General features: G+C 42.9%; 13 protein-coding genes and 1 pseudogene. 12 read left to right on the forward strand and 2 right to left on the reverse strand.

Going from position 1 to position 22,974, the window contains the following annotated elements; translation table 11 throughout:
* From BACCOP_RS03400 to BACCOP_RS03445, 9 genes and pseudogenes are all read left to right on the forward strand, one after another.
* A pseudogene (locus tag BACCOP_RS03400) lies at positions 1–1,154 on the forward strand (IS1380 family transposase); the annotation flags it as partial.
* Between the two features lie 277 nt (positions 1,155–1,431).
* Positions 1,432–2,268, forward strand: coding sequence for a DUF7738 domain-containing protein (locus BACCOP_RS03405; RefSeq protein WP_148315641.1), 837 nt, complete (start codon positions 1,432–1,434; stop codon positions 2,266–2,268).
* Between the two features lie 10 nt (positions 2,269–2,278).
* On the forward strand, positions 2,279–3,250 hold the full coding sequence (locus BACCOP_RS03410) for a hypothetical protein (protein WP_007566297.1): 972 nt from the start codon (positions 2,279–2,281) through the stop codon (positions 3,248–3,250).
* Positions 3,251–3,292: 42 nt separating this feature from the next.
* On the forward strand, positions 3,293–4,309 hold the full coding sequence (locus BACCOP_RS03415) for a hypothetical protein (RefSeq protein WP_007566299.1): 1,017 nt from the start codon (positions 3,293–3,295) through the stop codon (positions 4,307–4,309).
* Between the two features lie 274 nt (positions 4,310–4,583).
* Positions 4,584–5,525 (forward strand): hypothetical protein, encoded by a 942-nt coding sequence (locus BACCOP_RS03420; protein WP_227994668.1) that lies wholly within the window; start codon positions 4,584–4,586, stop codon positions 5,523–5,525.
* 121 nt (positions 5,526–5,646) lie between these two features.
* Positions 5,647–6,600, forward strand: coding sequence for an IS110 family RNA-guided transposase (locus BACCOP_RS03425; protein ID WP_007566304.1), 954 nt, complete (start codon positions 5,647–5,649; stop codon positions 6,598–6,600).
* A gap of 565 nt (positions 6,601–7,165) precedes the next feature.
* Entirely contained in the window at positions 7,166–8,848 is a 1,683-nt protein-coding gene (locus BACCOP_RS03435; RefSeq protein WP_007566306.1) for a SusD/RagB family nutrient-binding outer membrane lipoprotein, read from the forward strand.
* Positions 8,849–8,874: 26 nt separating this feature from the next.
* Positions 8,875–10,131, forward strand: a complete 1,257-nt coding sequence (locus BACCOP_RS03440; RefSeq protein WP_007566308.1) for a hypothetical protein — start codon at positions 8,875–8,877, stop codon at positions 10,129–10,131.
* A 25-nt stretch (positions 10,132–10,156) separates the two neighbouring features.
* Positions 10,157–12,484: a glycoside hydrolase family 3 N-terminal domain-containing protein gene (locus tag BACCOP_RS03445; RefSeq protein ID WP_007566309.1), complete on the forward strand. Its 2,328-nt coding sequence runs from the start codon at positions 10,157–10,159 to the stop codon at positions 12,482–12,484.
* Positions 12,485–12,547: 63 nt separating this feature from the next.
* On the opposite strand, the gene BACCOP_RS03450 is transcribed toward BACCOP_RS03445, so the two are convergent.
* Positions 12,548–13,666: a DUF4852 domain-containing protein gene (locus BACCOP_RS03450; protein WP_040311773.1), complete on the reverse strand. Its 1,119-nt coding sequence runs from the start codon at positions 13,664–13,666 to the stop codon at positions 12,548–12,550.
* 576 nt (positions 13,667–14,242) lie between these two features.
* Here BACCOP_RS03450 and BACCOP_RS03455 point away from each other — a divergent pair.
* The 3 genes from BACCOP_RS03455 to BACCOP_RS03465 all read left to right on the forward strand — a co-directional run bounded on the left by BACCOP_RS03455 (position 14,243) and on the right by BACCOP_RS03465 (position 21,581).
* On the forward strand, positions 14,243–16,891 hold the full coding sequence (locus BACCOP_RS03455; RefSeq protein WP_007566313.1) for a zinc-dependent metalloprotease: 2,649 nt from the start codon (positions 14,243–14,245) through the stop codon (positions 16,889–16,891).
* 72 nt (positions 16,892–16,963) lie between these two features.
* The gene (locus BACCOP_RS03460) at positions 16,964–20,233 is read left to right on the forward strand and encodes a SusC/RagA family TonB-linked outer membrane protein (protein ID WP_007566314.1); all 3,270 of its coding nucleotides are present in this window, start codon (positions 16,964–16,966) and stop codon (positions 20,231–20,233) included.
* Between the two features lie 13 nt (positions 20,234–20,246).
* A complete protein-coding gene (locus BACCOP_RS03465) occupies positions 20,247–21,581 on the forward strand; it encodes a RagB/SusD family nutrient uptake outer membrane protein (RefSeq protein WP_007566316.1) in 1,335 nt (444 codons plus the stop codon).
* A gap of 257 nt (positions 21,582–21,838) precedes the next feature.
* Here the strand turns inward: BACCOP_RS03465 and BACCOP_RS03470 are convergent, their stop codons facing one another.
* Entirely contained in the window at positions 21,839–22,840 is a 1,002-nt protein-coding gene (locus BACCOP_RS03470; protein WP_007566318.1) for a cation diffusion facilitator family transporter, read from the reverse strand.
* Positions 22,841–22,974 lie beyond the last annotated feature (134 nt).

A 22,974-nucleotide genomic window follows, 5' to 3' on the forward strand; every position in this document is an offset into this window, starting at 1 on the left:
ATCCAATTCAAGGCGAATTCATCCGTCTCCTCCTATGCGGTGTACTTCTCGGCGGTTCTTTCGGTGAGGATGTCACCCGCCCCACTTAATGAGTCATCTTCCCTCACCCCACACTCCGCACCTGTAGCGCGACACATTCCTTAGGGCATAAACGAACTGACCCGGGAAACATCTCATACACGTCTGATGCCGGAAAGTCCTATGATTTCAATACGGCAGACACACTCAACACATTGCTCCTGAATTGCCTGTTGTCCACAGGGCAGTTGAAAGAGGGCGGGGAGTATGACGTTGACTTTGACCACCAGTTCATTGAGGCGGAGAAGTACGATGCAAAGCCCACGTACAAGAAATTTCTTGGTTACAGGTCCGGTGTGGCCGTTATCGGCGACATGATTGTCGGCATAGAGAACAGCGACGGCAACACCAATGTACGCTTTCACCAGAAGGACACGCTAAAGAGGATTTTGGAGAGACTTGAAGAGAAGAAGCTGACAGTCAAACGCTTCAGGGCCGACTGCGGCTCATGCTCTGAAGACATTGTGGATGAGGTCAGGAAGCATTGCAGGACATTCTACATACGCGCCAACCGCTGCTGCTCGCTCTATGATGACATCTTCGCGCTCAGAGGGTGGAAGAAGGAAGAGATAAACGGCATCGTGTTTGAGTTGAACTCCATTCTCGTTGAGAAGTGGAAGGGCAAACCGTATCGCCTGGTAATCCAGAGACAGAGACGCATGGGCAGTGGACCGGACCTGTGGGAGGGGGAATATACATACCGCTGCATCCTGACCAACGATTACGAATCATCCATGAGGGACATCGTGGAGTTCTATAACATGCGCGGTGGCAAGGAACGCGTCTTTGATGACATGAACAATGGGTTTGGATGGGACAGACTGCCTAAATCCTTCATGGCGGAAAATACCGTGTTCCTGCTCCTGACGGCACTGATACGCAATTTCTACAAGGCCATCATGCAAAGGATTGAAGTGAAGAAGTTCGGGCTCAAGGAAACCAGCCGTATCAAGACGTTTGTCTTCAAATTCATTTCAGTACCTGCCAAGTGGATTAAGACCGCAAGGCAATGTGTGCTGAATATCTACACCGACAACCATGCATATGCAGAAGCCTTCAAAACTTCTTCCGGATGATTTACATCACTTGATGGCCACTGATTGCGTATTGCCTCAAGTCGCTTTATGGGGTAAGGGGATGGTATGCGCATTGAAACGGACGCGAGGACTTAATGGTTATCTTACGAATCAAAAGTCCATTTCTCTTTATGTAGGTAGCACTTCGGGAATGGAGTTGCGGATTTAAGGAAGAATAAATAGAACAGCCTCCGGCGGTGAATAAGTTGCCAAGGTGTAATTAACAACAGACTTTTGGAGAAATATATGTGAAGACAAAACTATAAATCCAACCAATATGAACAAACATCCATTCATACCCGCTTCGGCAGTCGTTGCTCTATGCTTCGGACTGTTTTGCCTGTCCGCACTCAGCTCGTGTACAGGGTGTAGCTACAACCACGAAAAGGCGATGGGAAGCATAGATAACATTTTGGGCAAAGTAGATACACTGATGAAAAAAACAGACAGGTTTTTGGAAGAACATCTGCCGGAAGAACCGCCTATAGACTACGAAAAAGAGGGGGTGAATAGGAAGCACCTGTTTGTATTTACAGATACGACAATGACCTACAACGGCAAGCCGTTCATGCCGGGAATGTCAATAGGAGAACTGTGTGAGATATTCGGAAATTATGAGCGTCTTGCGGAACCCGGAATATTTATATGGGATTCTATGGGAATCATTATGGTATCAGACGATGAAAGCGGAAAAGACAGTGCCCCTGTAAGTAGAATAATGATTAACTGGAATATAGAGTTAAGCGGGTTTATAACCGATGAAGACCTAAAATGGCTAAAGAACCGCTGCCCACGTCAGTATTTTACGGGTAAAATGATTGTCGGTGGAGCGGTTTTGGGCAGAGGTATGCACATGGATGATTTTCTGAAAAAAACAAATCTGAAATTTGATAACGATCCGTTCCCTCTGCTTTACTATTGTCATCTGCATGACTGGGACTACACCAAAGCGCCTATACACCGCAGAGAAAAATATTATACCTATAGAATCAGGAAGTCTGAAGACGGTAATGATATTGAAAACTTTGATATTGCCATTAACTCACGAGGTTTCGGTGACCCACCGTACGAAGGTCCTGAATATGAAAAGTACATAAATGTAGAAAACCAATAATACACATAATATGAAATCAATGATTCTTGCCCTGCTCGTTGCAATGTTAGGTTTCAACGGCTATGCACAAGTAAAAACAGAAAAAGAGATGAAACAGGAAATAAAGAAAATGGAAGAACTGATACAGGAGTATTTAGGAATGGTGAAGACATACCCGGAGAAACCTGCCTACTATCTGCAGGTAAACAAGACAGGATGCAGACTGCTTGTCAGGGTAAATGACATTCCGGTGGGGCATCATTTTGTCAAAAATGAAGGTCAGTCTATGCTATATCCTATCAATGATTTGCTATTAGGAAGCGGTAAACATACCGTAAGTATACAGGTTTATCCTCGAACGGGAGAAACAGAAATTACTAAAGATGCCGGTGTAAATATTAAGGTGGTGCATTATAAAGAAAAACTGGTTGGTATTCCTGAAACATTGGTGGAATTAGACACTCCGACAGATATTGGGTTGAAAAAAATCCCGTTCTACACTGATTCCATAAGTTTCAATGCTACACTCCCCTTTAACCATAAAAGAATACTTGCAGAAGCAACAGATTTGCGGACAATACCCAATTTGGAAGAGAAGGTTCTTGCCCATTACAATAGGGTGCGTCAAATGATGATTGATGGAAATTGTTATGAATATCGTAAAATGCGCCTTGCCAGTACATGGGTTTTGACTGAAATGAATTATTTGGGAAAAGAGGCTTTGGAGAAAACATATATTGATTCAGACGATTTATTCCGTTTTTTATGCAATCCTATAGATTGGATTGCAGAACCAATACAAAACTATGAGATGGTCGTTTGTGGAAATGGAAAGTTAGTTTATCTAAGAAGAAAACTTGAACTCGACGATGTTTTGCAAGCTAGTTTCTATGACACTGAGGAGGAGAAAAGACTATCACCTGAAGAGCGTACTGTTACAGCATATCAGTTCATCCTCCTTTATATGCTAAAAGGCAGTGATGAATTAGTGGAGCTGTATTAGCGAAATAATTTTGAAAATAAGAATCACTAAATATCAAGTATTATGAATATGAAATATTTTAAGAAGTTTTGCATATATTTTATTGCAATTTTTACCATTGCTGTGGTATGCGGCTTTACGGGACTTGTCATCAAGGAAGTGGACAATGGCACATTTTATGATCTGGACACAATAGAAGCACTTGGCTTTTGTGTACAGTTGGGACTGACTGCATTTACATCTCTGATTCCATACAGTCTGAGTGTTGCAACCTTCCTGGTCTTCTGGGCTATGGACAGAGAAAAGTGGACTGGCTTTTTCCGTACATTGGCAATCGGGCTGGTTCTTGTCCTGCCTTTGTCGGCAATGACCTATTATTATGACTGGTTTGTGCGTCCGCAGATGATGGTCGTATCCGTCGGAAAAATAGTTGAAATGAAGCAGACCTATCCCAACTCTTTGGCAGACAAGTACGGTATAAGCATGGAGCAGATATTGAACAAAAAGCCTATGTCTATGTCCAAGACAAAGCTGACAGCCCAGATAGATTCTCTTGAAACATCTTTTCAGGCTGATATTGACACGTGCGGACTACTGCTCTCCATACTACCGGACACTCTGGCATCGAAAGCCTATGACTGCTATCGGTTGAAAAGAATAGGAGTTGTGTATCAATACGCCGTTCATCCTGCTGCCAGCGAAGACAGTCTGATGTACATAGCACATACAGAATTGTACCAGCACGCATTCGGTGCATGGGAAACATCAAACGAGCTGCAACGTCATAAACAAGAATATTTTGGAAGGACTCTCAATACCGGGTGTATATATATCGCTTATATCCTGTTTGCCTTCTTGGGCTATCTGCTCCGCTACAAACCGATAAAGAAAATATTGGCTGTCTTTGCGATACTGATTGTAGCCGCATGTATTTATCATGAAATAAATTCTCTTGTTCAGGGATATGCAAAGAAACTCAATACAGAATCCCATCAAATTGTGGACGACACCTATAAAGAGATAGATGGGATAAGAGAAAGCAAAGAGCAGGAAATGAATGCAGAGACACAATTAGAATAATTGTCTTAACTACAAAACAGAATGAGATATGGAACCAAAAACAGACATTAACAGACCCTCTACAATCAGAATAATAGCCGGAATCGTTGTGTTATTATGCTCATGTCCAATTTCTGGAATATGTTTTTCCGGAATAGAGTATCTTATGGAGCATTACCCTGCCCGGAAATTCCTGTTTTTTGAATATTTATGGGGAAAACTATTAATAGTGTTGATATCCGGAACAATTTTTTTTGCACTATTAGGAGTTATAACTATATTCTTATTAATAGCAGTGAGAATATGGAGTGGGAAAAGAGAAAAAGTAAAACATATCATATATCCTTTCCCTGCCGTATTGACAACTGAAATTGCCGATTTCTACAAGGTTGAAAGGGCTGATGACCAATTTCTTATTTTCACTACACCTTCTCAAATACGCGGATTTCTGATAGGTATCGGAGCAGCTATTTTATGTACTGGGATATTCTTGTTCTGCAAAGAAATAGACAACCCGTACAGTGAAATTTATTTGCCTGTTTCAAGTGCAACATTTATTTTAGCTCCATTTATTCTGCTGGTCAGCCAAGTATTTGCACATAAACGTAGGTTTGTACTGGACAGGATGAACGGTACTGTAACATTTCCACGCCATTTGTTCTTTCCTCGTTGTACTGTTCCTTTCTCGAAGGTCATTCCGGGATATTCAAAAGGTACTATGAACCTTGCATTTAGGTTTTGTTTTTTACATCCGCGAACTAAAGCAGCCATACCTGTTCTTGCAGAATATGATTCCGATTGGTGGCCATTCTATGTACTCTATATGGACAAGAACCGCCCGCTGCCGCAAGGCGAAGTGTTCGACCCCTACCGCGAGAAGGACTTCCTGCGTAGAAAGGCGGCAGGTTTCCCAAAACCGATATATCCCAGTATATCCCTTGTAACAGACGCTTATATGGGATATATATACGGTACGGATGAATTTAAGCAAAGACTGACAAAAATGAAGCACGGAATAATACATTGTTACACAAGAGTATCATGGTATTGTCAGAAGAATGAAATAGAATATGAAAATCCAAACGATTTAGTATTAATCGGTCTTTGGAAAAAACAGTTTGTGTTCAAACTCTTCGCTCCGGAAAATGTAGAATACATCGTAATCCCGGACAATACGGTATTGACCGACTGTTTTTTATGCGACAGTGAAACGGATGAAGTAAAATATATCAAGTAAACTAAAAATCAACAGAAATGAAACAATGAAATACCCATGAGATAAAAAATCACGCCCAAGAGAATGTAAATAGTCAAGCTGAAGTTACCTTTGTATAGTGTAACCCTAAAATGTATCAGTTATGGCAGAAGTGACATTCCCTCAGTTGATACAGCGCGCTTGCGGTATCGACGTCCACCTGAAGGTTGTGGTGGCGACAATTGACGGAGCAGGCATCCAACGCGAGACCCGCTCATTCAAAACCTTCACGAGTTCTTTGAATGAATTGAAAGAATGGCTATTGTCCAATGGTGTAACGCATGTGGGAATGGAGAGTACCGGTGTTTACTGGAAGCCGGTTTATAAGGTTCTTGAAGATTCCATTCCCAATGTCTGGATAGTCAATGCCCGTCACATTAAGAATGTTCCGGGTCACAAGACAGACAAGATGGACAGCGAATGGATCTGCAAGCTTCTTCTGGCAGGTCTTCTCAAACCGAGCTATATTCCTCCCAAGGAGCAGCGTCAGCTTCGTGACCTGACGCGTTACCGGAACAAGCTTATTCAGCAGATAGCTTCAGAGAAGAACCGTATGATGCGTATTCTTGAAGACTGCAACATCAAGCTTTCAAGTGTAGTAAGTAATACAAGCGGTACGACAGCTACTTCTCTTATTGATATGCTTTGTGAAGGCAAAGTCCTTACTCTTGATGATATAAATTCAGTTTATCACGGTAAACTGTCAGCCAGTCCTGAAGAATTGCTTGAGGCGTGTACCGGTTTTGTTGAAGAGCATCACATTTATCTTCTTCAGATGATCCGAAAGGATATAGACCAGACTCAGACTTTGGTTGATGATTTGTCCGAACGTATAAAGAGACTGTTGTCCAAGTACGAGAATGTCCTTGAACTTCTCAGGGAGATTCCCGGTTTTAGCACCAAGGTTGTAGAGGATCTGGTTTCTGAGATAGGTCTTGACATGTCCCACTTCCCTTCTGAAAAGCATCTTTCGTCCTGGGCCGGTCTTTCTCCGGGCAACAACGAGAGTGCGGGTAAAAAAAAAGCGCACGAATCACTCACGGAAACAAACAGGTAAAGGCGGTAATCACAGAAGCCGCATGGGCTGCGACCCGTACAAAGAATACGTTTTTTAGTGAGAGATACCATCGTATAGCTGCCCGCAGAGGAAAGAAACGTGCCTTGATTGCAGTGGGACATTCTCAGTTGATATCCGTTTATCTGATACTGAGTACAGGGTCCCGTTACCATGAACTTGGAGCACAATATATGCAATCCAAGATAGAGCAGAAACGCAAGGTATATTTGTCTTCTGAACTTAAAAAGCTTGGATACAATGTCTCACTTACTAAAGTTCCACAAGCTGTAACACTGAACTAATAATATAGACCAAAGGCCGACTTTTACTGGAATTACCATAGCCCGACAATGAAATTGGTCTCAACAGCTAAGCGCCAAAGATTGTGACTTATGTACACGTGTATGAAACTTTTAAATTCTTAGCTGTTGCTATTTATTATTGTACAATAGCCGCACTTGTGTTCTCATAAGTGCTAATCTTTCTTTTATCCAAAACCTCGGATTTATATCAATTTTAGTATAAACCTGTCCTACTTTGTGTGTAGGACGCTTAATATTTACGTATGAAAAACTATAAATCATATTTTACCCTGATATTGGCGGCATTCATCATATTCTTTACAGCATGTAGCGATGAGTATATGGAGAATATGAATACAGATCCGTCGAAAGCCTCAACTATCGATCCGAATGCACAGCTTACCACAGCCCAGCTACAGACTTACGGTGATCTAGGAATGGTAGAAATTTACAGAAACTACCTGTATGCATTCAACCAACAACTTATGGGATGTTGGAATACAACAAACTATGGAGGCAGACATACTGTCGACAATAATGAAATGGGACGTGTCTGGACAACATTCTATACCACAGCTATCAAAAATCTGACAGATGCTCAATATCGTACAGCCGATAATGCTGAAAAAGTAAATATCAATTCGGCAGTACGTATCTACAGAGTATACCTTATGTCGGTCATTACAGATATTCATGGAGATGTACCTTGCAGTGAAGCAGGCAAAGGCTTTCTGGAAGAGAAATTCAACCCACGTTACGATACACAGGAAGAAATCTACAACGATTTCTTCACAGAACTCAAAACTGCCGGCAACAACATGGATGTCAGCAAAGACAAAATTACAGGTGATGTTATTTTCAACGGCGACGTAAGCAAATGGAAAAAACTTGCCAATTCATTGAGAATGAGATTTGCCATGCGTATCTCCAATGTCGCTCCTCAAAAAGCTCAGGAAGAGTTTGAGGCAGCCCTGCAAGACGAAGGCGGCATCTTCCAAAGCAATGATGACAATGCACTTATCCAATACATGGAAAAATCATTCAGTTTCGGACAAGAAGCCTATACAGACTACCGTGGAAATGCCTTGTCACAACTGTTGTTCGGTAACGATCCGGCCAATAACCCAAGCTATCTATGTTCTACTCTCTTCAATCAGTTGTATAACACAGGTGATCCTCGTACGTTTATGATCGGACGCTGCTATTACGATGGCCTGATGAGTTCTACCAGCCCCGATAACCGCATCGATCTGACAAACGAAATGCTGGAAAAAGGTATCGCTTTCCAGCCATGCGAACCGGGAGCATTCAGCTATGATCCGTGGCCTAGTGGATATGACAGCGATATTTTGAAGGAGCTTGCAGAAACCAATCCTTCCATAAGCACAACAGTAGCTCGTGAAACAGAACCTAAACTGGCTAACAACTTTCTGAAAAGTACAAACCCCGGCGTAGTCATGACATACGCAGAAGTTGAATTTCTATTGGCCGAAGCTTCTCTCAAAGGATGGAATACAGGAAGTAAGTCTATAGACGAACTGTACAGAACAGGAGTACGTGCAGCTATCGATTTCCTGACAGAAAGCTATGGATGCGACCAGGTTTCGGATGAAACATTCGAAGAATATATAAATCAAAACGGAATCGGACATACTGACGAACAGAAAAAAGAAGCCATCAATACACAGGCCTGGATTCTCCACTTCACCAATCCGGCTGAATGTTGGGCAAACATACGCCGTTCTGGTTATCCGAAATTGAAATCACCTGCTGAATACGGTTTCGGACAATATCTGACCGGCGGTACTGAAATTCCGGTGCGCCTTTGCTACCCGGTTCTGGAATCATCTTACAATAAAGTAAGTTACGAAGAAGCTCTAAACCGCATGGGAGGAACAGACAACTGGTACACTCCGGTATGGTGGGACAAAGATGCAACAAAATAACAATCATTTTTTAATTAGATTCAGATATGAAAAAGATATACCACATACTATTAATCATGCTTGCTATGAGCTTCGGACTCATCGCCTGCACGGAAGAAACTCCATTTTCTACAGCAACAGAAAATGACGATCCCCGAATCCTTGACCCTTTATTTCCCGACCAAGTAAACGGTGAACTGCCGGTAGTTTCAAATATCAGCCGTGATGCCAACTTCTCGATGACACTGACTGTGACTCCTGCCGATTATACAACCGTTACATGGTTTATTGACGGAGAAGAAATACAGACAGGAAAAGAAATTGACCTCGCTCTGAAAGCAGGAACTTATCATTTGAAAGTGACCGCTACAACCAGCATCGGCAAATCGACTTACCGTGAAGGACTCATTCAGGTCAATCCTTTGGCAGATGATCCCTGGGCTACCGAAATCGGCTTCGAACGCATCATTACTACTGGAGCAAAAGCACAACTTTACGGCAACAACCTTGATAAAGTAAATAGCATCGTTATCGGCAGAAAAACAGCAACCGATATCGCTTACACAGAAAACGGAGAAAACAGCTACATCGAATATACCGTTCCGGAAGGACTGGCAGACGGAACCTATCGGATTATTCTTGTAGATAACGGTGGCAATGAATACGGAGGAAACAAAGTAACCGTTACCAGTGACGCACTCATCACAGCCGGCTCAGAACGTACTACAGCAAACAGCGAATGGGTAATGACAGGTATCAATCTCAATCAGATAGAATCGTTCACTTTCGGCGGACAGACTGTTTCCAGCTTTATCCGTCAGTCGGAAACCGAGATAGCCTTTACCTGTCCTTCACTGGAAGATGGTGAATACACACTTACCGGAAGAACCACATCAGGAAAAGAAGTCATGTTCTATACCACTGCGGGGAACATCACAGAACAGACAGTAGTTGTATCTTCAGAAAGAGTTTTATGGGAAGGTCATCACTATGTATCATGGGATTTACCCGATGACAATCCGAACAAGACTTTCAACCTGATCGGAAAGGATGTATTCGCCAGCATAAAAGCAGGAGCCGTATTAAGCATATACTATTCAGTAAACTCTGCCGACGAATATCACCAGTTGCGCACCACAACAGGCTGGTGGAACGATCTGCCCGGTACTGCCGTCATCGAATTCCAGGAAGACGGAGTAAAACAAATTCAATTAACTCAGGAAGTACTGGACAAGATTCAGACAGAAGACGGTTTCCTCTGCATTGGCCACGGATATTATGTAGACAGAATAAGCGTACAATAAATCATTCTCAAAAAACACACATTATATGATACACAAGAAAATAACATCAAGTTTATTTGCTTTCACAATAGCTGCCTGTTCCATACAGGCAGCTCCAGCAACAGCAATTGCCAAAGACGCAAAATTAGAGCAACAGGTGGAAGCCACTCTTTCGAAAATGACTCTGGAAGAGAAAATCGGACAAATGACCGAACTTGCCATTGATGTATTGGGAGGTTTTGTCGATGGAGAATTCCAGCTTGACGAAGCTAAACTGCGCAAGGCCATTGCAGAATATAAAGTAGGTTCATTCCTGAACGCTCCGGGGCCGGTGGCACAAGATAAAGACAAATGGCAGGAAATTATCGGAACAATCCAGTCTATGTCGATGAAAGAAATAGGAATCCCATGTATCTATGGGTTGGACCAAAACCATGGGACAACCTATACATTGGATGGCACCCTTTTCCCTCAGAACATCAATCTGGGTGCTTCGTTCAATCCCGACCTGGCATACGAAGCCGCACGTGTAACTGCATACGAAACACGTGCCAGCAACTGCCCGTGGACTTACTCTCCTACTGTAGACATGGCACGCGATCCACGCTGGTCGCGCGTATGGGAAAATTATGGTGAAGACTGTCTGGTAAATTCCATCATGGGAAGCACAGCAGTCCGCGGATTTCAGGGTGATGATCCCAATCATATACCTGCCGACCGCATTGCCACATCGGTCAAACACTACATGGGATACAGCTTGCCGCGTACAGGAAAAGACCGTACCCCTGCATACATACCCGTATCGGAATTACGTGAAAAATGCTTCGCTCCCTTCAAAGAATGTGTAGAAGCAGGCGCTCTGACTATCATGGTAAACAGCGGTTCCATCAATGGAGTTCCCGTACACTCTAATTATGAACTGCTTACCAAATGGCTGAAAGAGGATCTCGGATGGGACGGAATGCTGATTACCGACTGGGCCGACATCAACAACCTGTATACCCGCGAACGCATTGCTGCCAATAAAAAAGAAGCCATCCAGATAGCTATCAATGCTGGTATAGACATGGCCATGGAACCATACGACCTGAACTTCTGTACATTGCTGAAAGAACTGGTTGAAGAAAATAAAGTGCCGATGAGTCGCATAGACGATGCCGTACGTCGTGTCCTCCGTCTGAAGTATCGTCTTGGACTCTTCGAGTACCCTAACACTCCAACCCAAGAATATCCATTGTTTGGCAGTAAAGAACATGCAGAACTGGCCCTTCGTGCAGCCGAAGAATCAGAAATTCTGTTGAAAAACCAAAATAATATTCTCCCGTTGGCTAAAGGCAAGAAACTGCTGGTTACCGGTCCGAATGCAAACTCTATGCGCTGTCTGAACGGTGGATGGAGTTACTCATGGCAAGGACACCTTGCCGACAGATTTGCCGGTAAGTATAATACCATCTACGAAGCCCTATGCAACAAGTTCGGAAGCGAATATGTAACACTGGAACAAGGTGTAACTTACAAACCGGAAGGTGCTTATACAGAAGAGAATGAACCGGAAATAGAAAAAGCTGTAGCTGCCGCAAAGAATGTAGATATCATCATCGCCTGCATCGGTGAGAACTCTTACTGCGAAACTCCGGGTAATCTTTCCGACCTGGCTATCTCACCCAGCCAGCGTGAACTTGTAAAGGCACTTGCTACCACTGGAAAGCCTATTATTCTGATACTGAACGAAGGCAGACCTCGTCTGATAAACGATCTGGAACCTCTTGCCAGCGGAATTATCAATATTCTGTTGCCGGGTAACTACGGAGCAGATGCACTGGCAAATATTCTGGCAGGTGACGCTAATCCGAGTGCCAAGATGCCGTACACTTATCCACGCCATCAGGCAGCACTTACTACATACGACTATCGGGTAAGCGAAGAAATGGATAAGATGGAAGGAGCTTACGACTATGATGCAGTTATCTCTGTACAATGGCCATTCGGTTACGGATTGAGCTACACCACATTTGAATATAGCAACTTGCGCGTGAATCATCCTTCATTTACAGCAACCGACGAACTTCAGTTCTCTGTAGATGTAACCAATACCGGAAAGCTCGTAGGAAAGGAAGCTGTAATGCTGTTCAGCAGCGATCTGGTTGCTTCTCTCGTTCCCGAAAGCCGCAGACTGCGTGCTTTCAAAAAAGTGGAATTACAACCAGGCGAAACACAAACCGTTACTTTAACTATCAAAGCCAGTGATCTTGCTTTTGTTGGAGCTGACGGTAAATGGATCCTTGAACAGGGTGATTTCCGTATACAAAGCGGCAATCAGACACTGAACATTACTTGCAATCAGACATACAAATGGGATTCGCCTAATAAATAATAATTATTGTTCTATGAAAAATGGAGCTGTATCGTATGTAACTCGCAATACAGCTCCATTCTTTTATAAAGCGACACTGCCTAAGTAATTATATGTCACTTCTCCATTCACATAAGGAAGTAAATCATTATATCCATCTATTCGAACAATATCCATATTCAATGCCTTCTTGCCATAAGCCTTATTTAAAGTTGACCAGCTAAAATCAAAATTCTGTCCCTTTGAATAAACCATTATTTTCTGTTCTGGAAGTTTTACAGGCTCCTTCTTAAACTTAACATACACATATAAGGTAGCTACAGGCTTGTCGTAAGCAGGAACACGAGCATATTTTCTCATATCGTAAAAACCTTTGGCACGTGCTTTATCTACAGGAAGGGAAGTAAAATAAGAAGTATTAGTAAAATGGAAAGCACATTCTTCCCATAAACAATAGCCAAGTTTACTTAAATCCTTCTGTTGCTTAGTTTTTACGTCAGCACAAGAAAATCCAGACAAAGGAAAACACCCTTTATTCATATCATATTGCTGAAGTTCTGACAAACATTTCAAACGGAATACCTTCGAAAAATCAGCTTTTTCTAATTCCTGAAGAAGCTTTGCCTGATAGGTCTTACGTATTTCTTCTAAAGCGAACGGATCTGCAGATGCTTGTTCAAATTCCTCAGGAACACACAATGACGCATATCTATCTATAACCTTTTCGTCTACGGCTGTCTGATAAAGTTTCAAAGCATACACATATAAAATCGACGGAGTCAAATCTACAGCTCCTTCAACAGCCGAAGGCATATAATCGGACATTATGTTTCCACTTGTCAAGGCTCCATTCAGACTAATACAAAAATGTTTTCCTTCTCCCTCAGCCATAACAATCTGAGGCGTTTCTGGCTGTTCGTAGATACCCATAGATTCATACAGCTTTTTATCATATTCAGGGACAGAAGTAATAATCATTTTTGAACCGACAATATCCCGTTCGTATACAGGGCTCAAACTTCCTTGTCCGTCAACTGACCGCATATATAAATAACCCGAAGAAGCAGGCTTGCCGACAACAAGCGTATCTCCCTGTTTATAAGTCTTCCCGTTGCAAGCCACAATCGTTTGTTGTGCATAAATTTCTGTCATCGCCAGACTTCCGATTAAAGCCATAGCACAGCATAAATGTTTAGTTTTCATAAGTAATGTTTAAATTCAAGATTTGCAAATATAAACAAAATCCCAATAAATTCCTATGATACAGAAAAAACATAAAACCGGTCATTCAGATAAACAGATATACTTTACAGAGTCTATTGTAAAATGAATTTAATCACGCGCATTACAATTTGACAAAAAAATCCATAAATTCCCCATGAATACATGCGCTTATTACAAGAAGCTTCTATAATTATATAAAACAAAGTAAATCAATCAATTAATAAACCAGCAAAAACCTCTTATTTTTTGTACAAAACATTTCGGAATTTGTACGATTTTAAAAAAAACATCAAGAAGAATTTGGTAAAACTACAGCAATTTTTTCCTCAAATAAGCGCAAGTTATAATCATCCCACTTCAGTACCTCTATCCGGACAATGCTTAACCTAAATCACGCGACATAAAATACAGCTATGTAAAAGCCGCAAAAGAGAACATTAAAATACAAATAATACTTAATTATTAATAAATATGCGACAATTATAAAAAATATCTAAACAATTATACTAACTTTGAAGTTTTGTAATTTATTACAACCTCAAACGAAAACATTGTATGATACAGAACAAACCCCTACTATTACGTGCTTTAGCAGGAGCTTTGATATGCATTCCAGTCTATGCGTCGGCTGGTAATGCAAGCTATTACAATACATCTACAGAAGCTAAAGTTTTCCCGTGGAAGAAGAACAAGAAAAAAGAAACAACTGAAGAAGTCAGTAAAACCGATTTTGAAAAGATTGCCTCCGAGAGCAACCTGGTTTCTCGTGGCATGTTTAATGTATATGCCCAGGATGGCAAATATTATTTCGAAATCCCCGTGTCATTGCTTCAGCGCGACATGCTGGTTGTGAATAAGCTGCAAAGAGTGCCCTTCGAACTGAATGACGCAGGTGTAAACCGTGGTACAAACTACGAAACACAGATGATACGTTTTGAATGGAACAAGGAAGAGAAAAAAATCAGGGTGCGCCAGAGCCGTCCGTTACCGGAATCGCCCGAAAACGATGCTATCACCCGCTCGGTGCGCGATAACTTTATCTCTCCGCTCATTGCCGATTTCAAGCTGGAAGCATGCAATGCCGATTCAACCTCAGTAATCATCCAGATAAACGACATCTATGACGGATCGGAAACGAGCATCAACAATGTCTTCGACAATATCAATCTGGGGACATCTGCTGTAAAGGACTTGTCACGCATCATGTCGATCAAGGCGTTTCCTAACAACATCGTAGCCACTTCCGAACTTACCACGAAAGTACGCGAAGGTATGTCGGCAGTAAATGTCACCGTAGAGGTCAGCTCCTCACTGGTATTACTGCCCGAGAAGCCGATGATGGGCCGTCTGGATGATCCGAAAGTGGGATATTTCACAAAGGACTTGCTCTATTTCAGCGATTCCCAACAGAAAACAGAAGAGAAAAAATACATTACGCGCTGGCGACTGGAACCCAAGCCGGAAAACCGTGAGGCATATCTGCGCGGAGAACTGGTAGAACCGGAAAAGCCGATTGTGTTCTACATCGAAAACTCTACCCCTTACCGCTGGCGAAAATACATCAAGCAAGGTATAGAAGACTGGCAGGTAGCTTTCGAGCGTGCCGGATTTAAAAATGCAATTATTGCCAAGGAACTGCCTGATAGCATAGCAGTGAATGCTGATGACATCAACTATTCGGTAGTGACGTATGCAGCCTCATCGAAAGCCAATGCGATGGGTCCGTCTATTCTCGACCCTCGCTCGGGAGAGATTCTGGAAGCGGACATCATGTGGTGGCATAATGTTATCTCGATGGTGCAGGAATGGATTACCGTCCAGACCGGAGCTATTGATCCGAAAGCACGAGGAACCAAACTGCCGGACGAAATGATGGGAGATGCGATCCGTTTTGTGGCCTGTCACGAGGTAGGACATTCGCTGGGGTTGCGCCACAACATGATGGGATCGTGGACTTTCCCTACTGATTCGCTCCGTTCGAAAAGCTTTACAGATAAGATGAACTCTACGGCATCGTCTATTATGGACTATGCCCGCTATAACTATGTGGCACAGCCAGGCGACGGAGTTACAGCTGTATCGCCACACATCGGTCCGTATGATATTTTTGCCATCGAATATGGTTACCGCTGGTATGGTCTGCCTACTCCGGAAGCTGAAAAAGATGTGTTATACGATTTCCTGAACAAGCATAACGGACGTCTGTATAAATACAGCGAGGCACAAGATCCGCGTTCGGCTGTCGATCCGAGAGCACAGAACGAAGATTTGGGTGACGATCCTGTCCGTTCTTCGGAACTGGGTATAGCCAACTTGAAACGTATCGTGCCTGAAATCATCAAGTGGACGACTACGGGAGAGAAAGGACAGACGTACGAGGAGGCTTCGCGCCTGTATTACGCGGTGATTACCCAGTGGAACAACTATCTGTATCATGTAATGGCAAACATCGGAGGTATTTACATAGAAAATACGACTGTAGGCGATGGAGTCAAGACATATACCTATGTAGAGAAGGAAAAGCAGGAAGCATCACTCGATTTTCTGCTGAACGAAGTTCTTTGCTACCCGCGCTGGCTGTTCGATACGGAAATTTCCGACTATACCTTCCTGTTGCGTAAAAACCCGACGGGAGTAATAGAATATGCGCCAAGCCAGATTCTGAAAAATACGCAGGGATATATTTTCTGGGATCTGCTCTCGAACGACCGACTGATGCGTATGCTGGAAAACGAACTGAAGAATGGCAAAAAGGCTTTCACCGTAGTGGAAATGATGGACAAGATGCACAACTCCATTTTCGCGACCACCATCAAGGGAGGTACTCCCGATGTGATGGAGCGTAACTTGCAGAAAGGATTCCTCGACGCACTGATTACTGCTGCCGCCGAAAGTGAAGGTGTAAAAATCAACAAGCAGCTGACTGCTACCAGTGGCAATCCGTATCTGTTCCATCACACACCGTGGTGCAGTCACAATGAATTTGCTATTGAACAGGCAGAACGCATGGGAGCCAGACGTGAACTGAGTTTCTACGGCGGACAAGTAAACCGTATATCGGATGCAATCTCTGTCAAACGAGGTGAATTGTTGCGCATCAAGAAGTTGCTTGAGTCAAGACGCAACACATCGGATACGGCAGCACGCTATCATTATGACGATATGATTCTGCGTATCAATACGGCACTGGGACTAAAGGATTAAACCGTCCCTGTGCCGATGCACAAAAACAAATGCTAAACTATTTTTTACCAAATCAATAACAATCTTTTTTCAATGAAGAAATCCTTATTATTGACTTTGCTGCTCCTTGTGCACGTTTGTGCGGCATGGGCGGCCGACAAGGTGATTACCGGTAACGTAATTGCTGATGATGACAAACAGCCACTGATAGGTGTGTCTGTGTATGTTTCTGCCGACGACTTGAAGAAAGCCGGAAGCAGCCTGATGTCTTTGGGAGTTGTCACCGATATCGACGGAAACTTCTCTATTACCGTTCCTTCCGGAGTAAAGAAATTACAATTAAGCTATATTGGTTACACTACACAGCAGATTGAACTGAAATCGGGACAGACTCATTATAACGTTGCCTTACAGCCTTCGTCGACGATGCTGAACGATGTGGTTGTGACCGGTTACCAGACAGTGGAGCGTCGCAAGCTGACAGCTGCCGTTGCTAAGATTGACATTTCGGAAGGACGTATCGGTACGGTAAAAAGTATCGACCAGGCTCTTTCGGGACAAATTGCAGGTCTTTCGGCTGTTTCGACTTCTGGAGCTCCCGGATCTCCGGTAAAGATTCGTATCCGCGGTACTTCATCGCTAAACGGTACACAGGACCCGTTGTGGGTGCTCGACGGTATTCCACTGGAAGGTACTGATATCCCGAGTCTGGAGTCGCTGAAGAATATCGACGATGTACAGCAGTCTTCCATCGCCGGACTGAATCCTGCCGATATTGCTGATATCACAGTACTGAAAGATGCTGCCGCAACAGCTATTTATGGTGCACGTGCGGCCAATGGTGTGATTGTGATTACCACCAAAAACGGTAAGGCCGGAAAGACAAAAATCAACTTCAGTACGCGCCTCACGTGGTCGCCTCAACAGAATATCGACCGTCTGAACTTGCTGAATGCGTCTGAGAAGGTCGATCTGGAACTGCAACTGATGAAAAGTGATTATGCCATGAACGCCGAAAAGGGAGAAATATACCGCATCCTGAACCGCTACAATGCCATTGATGCTTTCAAGAAAGATGGCTGGGATGCACTCTCAAAGGAGGCTCAGAATGAAATCAATGCTTTACGCCTGATTAATACAGACTGGAATGATATACTGTTGCAGGACGCGTTCAGTCAGGAATATAACCTGAGTCTGTCGGGCGGTAACGAAAAGGCTACGTACTATACTTCGTTAGGGTACTCGAAAGAACAGGGAAATATTCCGAATGTATCTTCCGACCGTCTGAATCTGGTAATGAAAGCTAATTATAAAGTGAACCGGATGTTGAAATTCGGCACATCTGTTTTTGTAAACCGACGTAAGAATGGTTCATACCTGTCTACCGACGGATTTACAAATCCGATGTTCTATGCCCGCATTGCCAATCCGTACCTGACTCCATACGATAAGGATGGAAACTATGTGTACGACAGCGATATACAGAATGGAAATTCGGATCTGCTGTTCAATACGTTTGAAGAACGACAGAATACATCGAATGAAACAACCATCAATTCGCTTTCTTCCATCTTCGATGTGGAGCTTCGCTTTGACGACCGATTCAAGATTACGTCACAGGTAGGGTTGCAGCTCGACAAGACCTCGCGCGAACAGATTGCCGATCAGGAGTCTTTTGCCATGCGACTGGAACACAAAAACCATCGCTATAACGGTACGTCTTTCCTTCCTCAGAAAGGAGGGTTTCATAAGGCTTACGAAAATTCAGACTCTCAGGTAACGTGGAAAACAATGGGAACTTATCGCGATACATATGCTGATATTCATGAATTTGAAATCATGGTAGGTTCTGAACTTCGCCGTACATGGGCTACTACCCTTTATTCGGCCGGTTACGGATATGACCGCCGTACAATGACCAACCAGCCGGTAGTATTCCCCAGCGACTCGCAGGCGTTTCCTCTGCATACCAAAACGAATGTAGAAAATGCATACGTTTCGGCCTTCTCCACAATGTCGTACTCACTGCTGAACCGATATACTCTGGGAGGAAGTATCCGCTTCGATGGTTCCGACTTGTTTGGAGTTGACAAGAAATATCGTTACCTGCCACTTTACTCAGTCAGTGCACTGTGGCGTATATCGGAAGAACCGTTCACCGAAAATGCGAAATGGCTGGACAATCTGGTGATCCGTGCATCGTATGGTCTGCAAGGAAACATCGACAAGAATACTTCTCCGTATCTGCTGGGGAAATACCAATCGAATGCTACCCCTATCTTACCAGGAAATACGGAAGACATGATTGTGGTAACCTCTGCACCAAACGACAAGCTGCGCTGGGAAAAGACTCATTCGGTTAATGTCGGACTGGACTTTGCTGTATTGAATCAGGCTATCAACCTGAGTGTGGACTATTATTACCGCAAAGGAGTGGACTTGATAGGCATGCAGATGCTTCCGCTGGAAACGGGCTTTTCTTCGACAAACATCAACTGGGCCAGCATGACAAATAAAGGTATCGAAATAGGATTGTCTACACGCAATATCCATACCAAGTCGTTTATGTGGACTACGACTTTCAACTTTGCCTACAACCTGAATAAGGTGTTGAAAGAAGCCATACGAGAAGATGCCATTTATCCTAGCCGTGAAGGTTATCCGGCTGGAGCTATCTTTGCATTCCCTTATGCGGGTATAGATGAAAACGGACAGATGACATTCTACAACAAAGAAACCGGAAAAGTAGAATCGATGAAGGAATTTTTTAAGGTGCAGGAATTCGGTTTCGGTACATACAACCTGAGTCATGCTGAACTTCGAAACAAGTATGAGTATATAGGAACAACCGATTCGCCTTACACCGGAGGATTCAACAATACTTTTACCTACAAGGCATGGGAACTGGGTATCAACTGTATTTTCAATGCGGGAGGATATGTACGTGTACAGCCTAGCTACTCACTGACCTCGTTCGACCGCGGACAGAACACCAACCGTGATATTCTGAACCGCTGGACTCCGGAAAATCCGAATGGTACAATGCCGGCGCTGGTAGACTCTAATACAGATATGGATGCCTATTTCTTCCTCGATGGAGCTGTGAATCCGTATGCGTATTCCAGCCTGTGGGTAAAAAAACAGAACTACATGCGTATACAAAGCATTCGTCTGGGGTATGAATTACCATTCAGCCTGATACAGAAACTGGGTATCAGTCAGGCAACAGTAGCACTGGAAGGACGTAATCTGTTTGTCTTCGGATCGAGCTATCGCAATTATCTGGATCCGGAAACAATGGGTAATCCGTATGCACAGCCTATTCCGAAGTCATTTACATTCAGTCTGAATCTTAACTTTTAACTTGTAACCGACAATGAAGAAACAATATATCTGTTTATTTTTTGCCTGTCTGACTTTCTTGCTGACCGGCTGCGATAAATATCTGGATATCCAGCCTACCGGAAGTGTTATTCCGCATACGCTGGCTGAATATCGTGCCTTATGGCTGAACGCCTGTACAACGGTTCCCGCGGACCGGGGACTTGCGGGTATGGGTGCTGACGAAATGTTTGTCAGCAACAAAAACGACCAGGATAAATATGGAGCTATCGAACGTTGGGAGGGTACGACAACTTCTACCACGACCGTATCATTCGACTGGGCCAATTATTATGAAGTTTTGTTTTTTGCTAACTTCATTATCGAGCATCACGATGAAATAAACGAAGGAAGTCAGAACGAAATAGCACAGCTTACCGGAGAAACTTATCTGATGCGTGCATATATGCATTTCATATTGGTAAATCTGCATGGACAGCCTTATACCAAACCGGGAGCTCCGGCTACAAAATCCATCCCTTTGAAACTGGATACAGATCTGGAAAAACAGCTGTTCCGCAATACAGTTAGCGAGGTATATACTTCGATTTTGGACGACTTGAAAAGTGCCGAAGCGCTGCTGAATGTGGAAAAATGGGATGACATTGCTCTCTCCTACCGTTTTACCAAAGTATGCGTTCCGGCTATCCGCTCACGCGTTTACCTCTATATGGGCGACTGGCAGAATGCTTACGCACAGGCGGAAGAGGCTCTTAAGACTAAAAATGTATTGGAAGATTTTAAGGCAGACGGATTTAAGCTGCCTAACCAATATCAGTCGGTAGAAGCTATTAATGCTTTGGAATATACCATTAACAACAATTATCAGAATGCCGTATCTGTCCTTCCTTCGTTTCTGGTAATGTATCAGGAAGGCGACCTTCGCAAGGATGCTTACTTTGCCCAGGCAGACAAGGACGGAAACCGCAAATCGAAAAAAGGAGGAAGTTCAGAATTCCGTTGTACAATACGTACAGGAGAGTTATACCTGAACAGTGCTGAGGCAGCAGCACAGTCGGACAACTTATCTGAAGCTCGCAAACGTCTGCTACAACTGATGGAGAAGCGTTATACGGCCGAAGCGTATGCTAAAAAGAAAGCATCGGTAGAAGGCCTAGGTAAGGAAGAGCTGATAAAAGAAATACTGAATGAACGTGCCAGAGAACTTGCTTTCGAAGGTCACCGCTGGTTCGATTTGCGCCGTACAACTCGCCCGCGCATCGAAAAAACATTAAACGGTCAACAGTATGTATTGGAGCAGGATGATTCACGTTATACGCTTCAGATTCCGAAAGAAGCAATAGCAGCTAATCCTAACCTGAGCAACTAATCGCAAAAAATTATCAGCTATAAGAAGAAGGGGAGCTGTCTCAAAATAAAGAGATAGGCTTACTTATCATCTATATAAAATTACAACATAAAAAAACTCCTGCTTTTAGTCCTATCATTATAATAAACAAAGGCTAAAGCAGGAGATTTTTATTTATCAGTTTTAATCTATAAGATTTTTACTTTCGCTGTTCTAGTTTGAGGCAGCCTCATCTTTATTGGATTAAGATTTTAAAACTCTTTTTCTATCATCTACAACTATTCGCTGAATTCAACTTCATTACGAATAAAAGTCGTAACATTAATCTCTTCCACGGCTACAAACTTCTCTTTGCGATACGGGCAGTCAGTGCACATACACTTATTACACTTAGGTGTTTCGAATATATTACATGGATCAAGATGAATATTCAATACAGCATGGTCTGCATATTTAGCTTTCATAGCTTCCTGCAAACGTGCCCCTATTTTATGACCTTGTTCGATATTATAATACCATGGAATAGTCAAGTCGCAGTCCATATACAAAGAATTGCCCGACTTCAAAACCTTTACATTATGAATGTCAATCCACTCGGGTTTTCTGTTTCGATTCAAGGTATCGGCAAGATCGGCAAGCAGATTAATGTCTGCCTTATCAAGCAAATTATCGGTAGTTTTTCTCAGAATAGAAATTCCTGTTATGATAATTACCGAACCGAAAATCAAGGCCATCGCACTATCTATCCAAGCTATGCCGGTGAAATACAACAATACCAGTCCGGCAACTAGACCAATAGTAGAATAGGTATCCGACTGTAAATGCTTTCCGCCAGCAACGAGAGCAATCGAATCGTATTTCTTTCCTACAGCTATGCTATACCATCCCATCAGGTAATTAAGAAGCCCGGATACAGCTATGATATAGATACCTACATCAATCTTCTGAATATCGGTAGGTACCAGCAAACGCTTAATACCTTCATAAATAATCATTCCTCCTGCTATCGAAATCAATATACCTTCGATAGAAGCCGATATAAGTTCAATCTTTCCATGTCCGAAAGGATGATTCTGGTCTTTAGGCTTTTTCGAAAGACACAGACTAAACAAGCTTATTGCCCCAGCAACAACGTTGACAATACTCTCCATGGCATCGGTCAGAACACCAACTGAATTTGTGAGGTAATATGCTATAAACTTTCCTACCAGAATCAATACTGATACAGTCAGTATATTACGCTGTACTCTCTGCTTTAGTTTATTCTCTGTAAGTTCCATAATCCCCAAAATTGAAGTCAAAAAATGAGTGGACGAAAGTACAACTTATTTTCAATCTAGCAAAAGCATGATAGCTTAAAGTCAGTCTAAATTTCAGTATGCCAAAAATCAGCATCTACGAAAACAGTTAACCC

The organism is Phocaeicola coprocola DSM 17136 (genome assembly GCF_000154845.1).
GTDB classification, from domain to species: Bacteria; Bacteroidota; Bacteroidia; order Bacteroidales; family Bacteroidaceae; genus Phocaeicola; species Phocaeicola coprocola.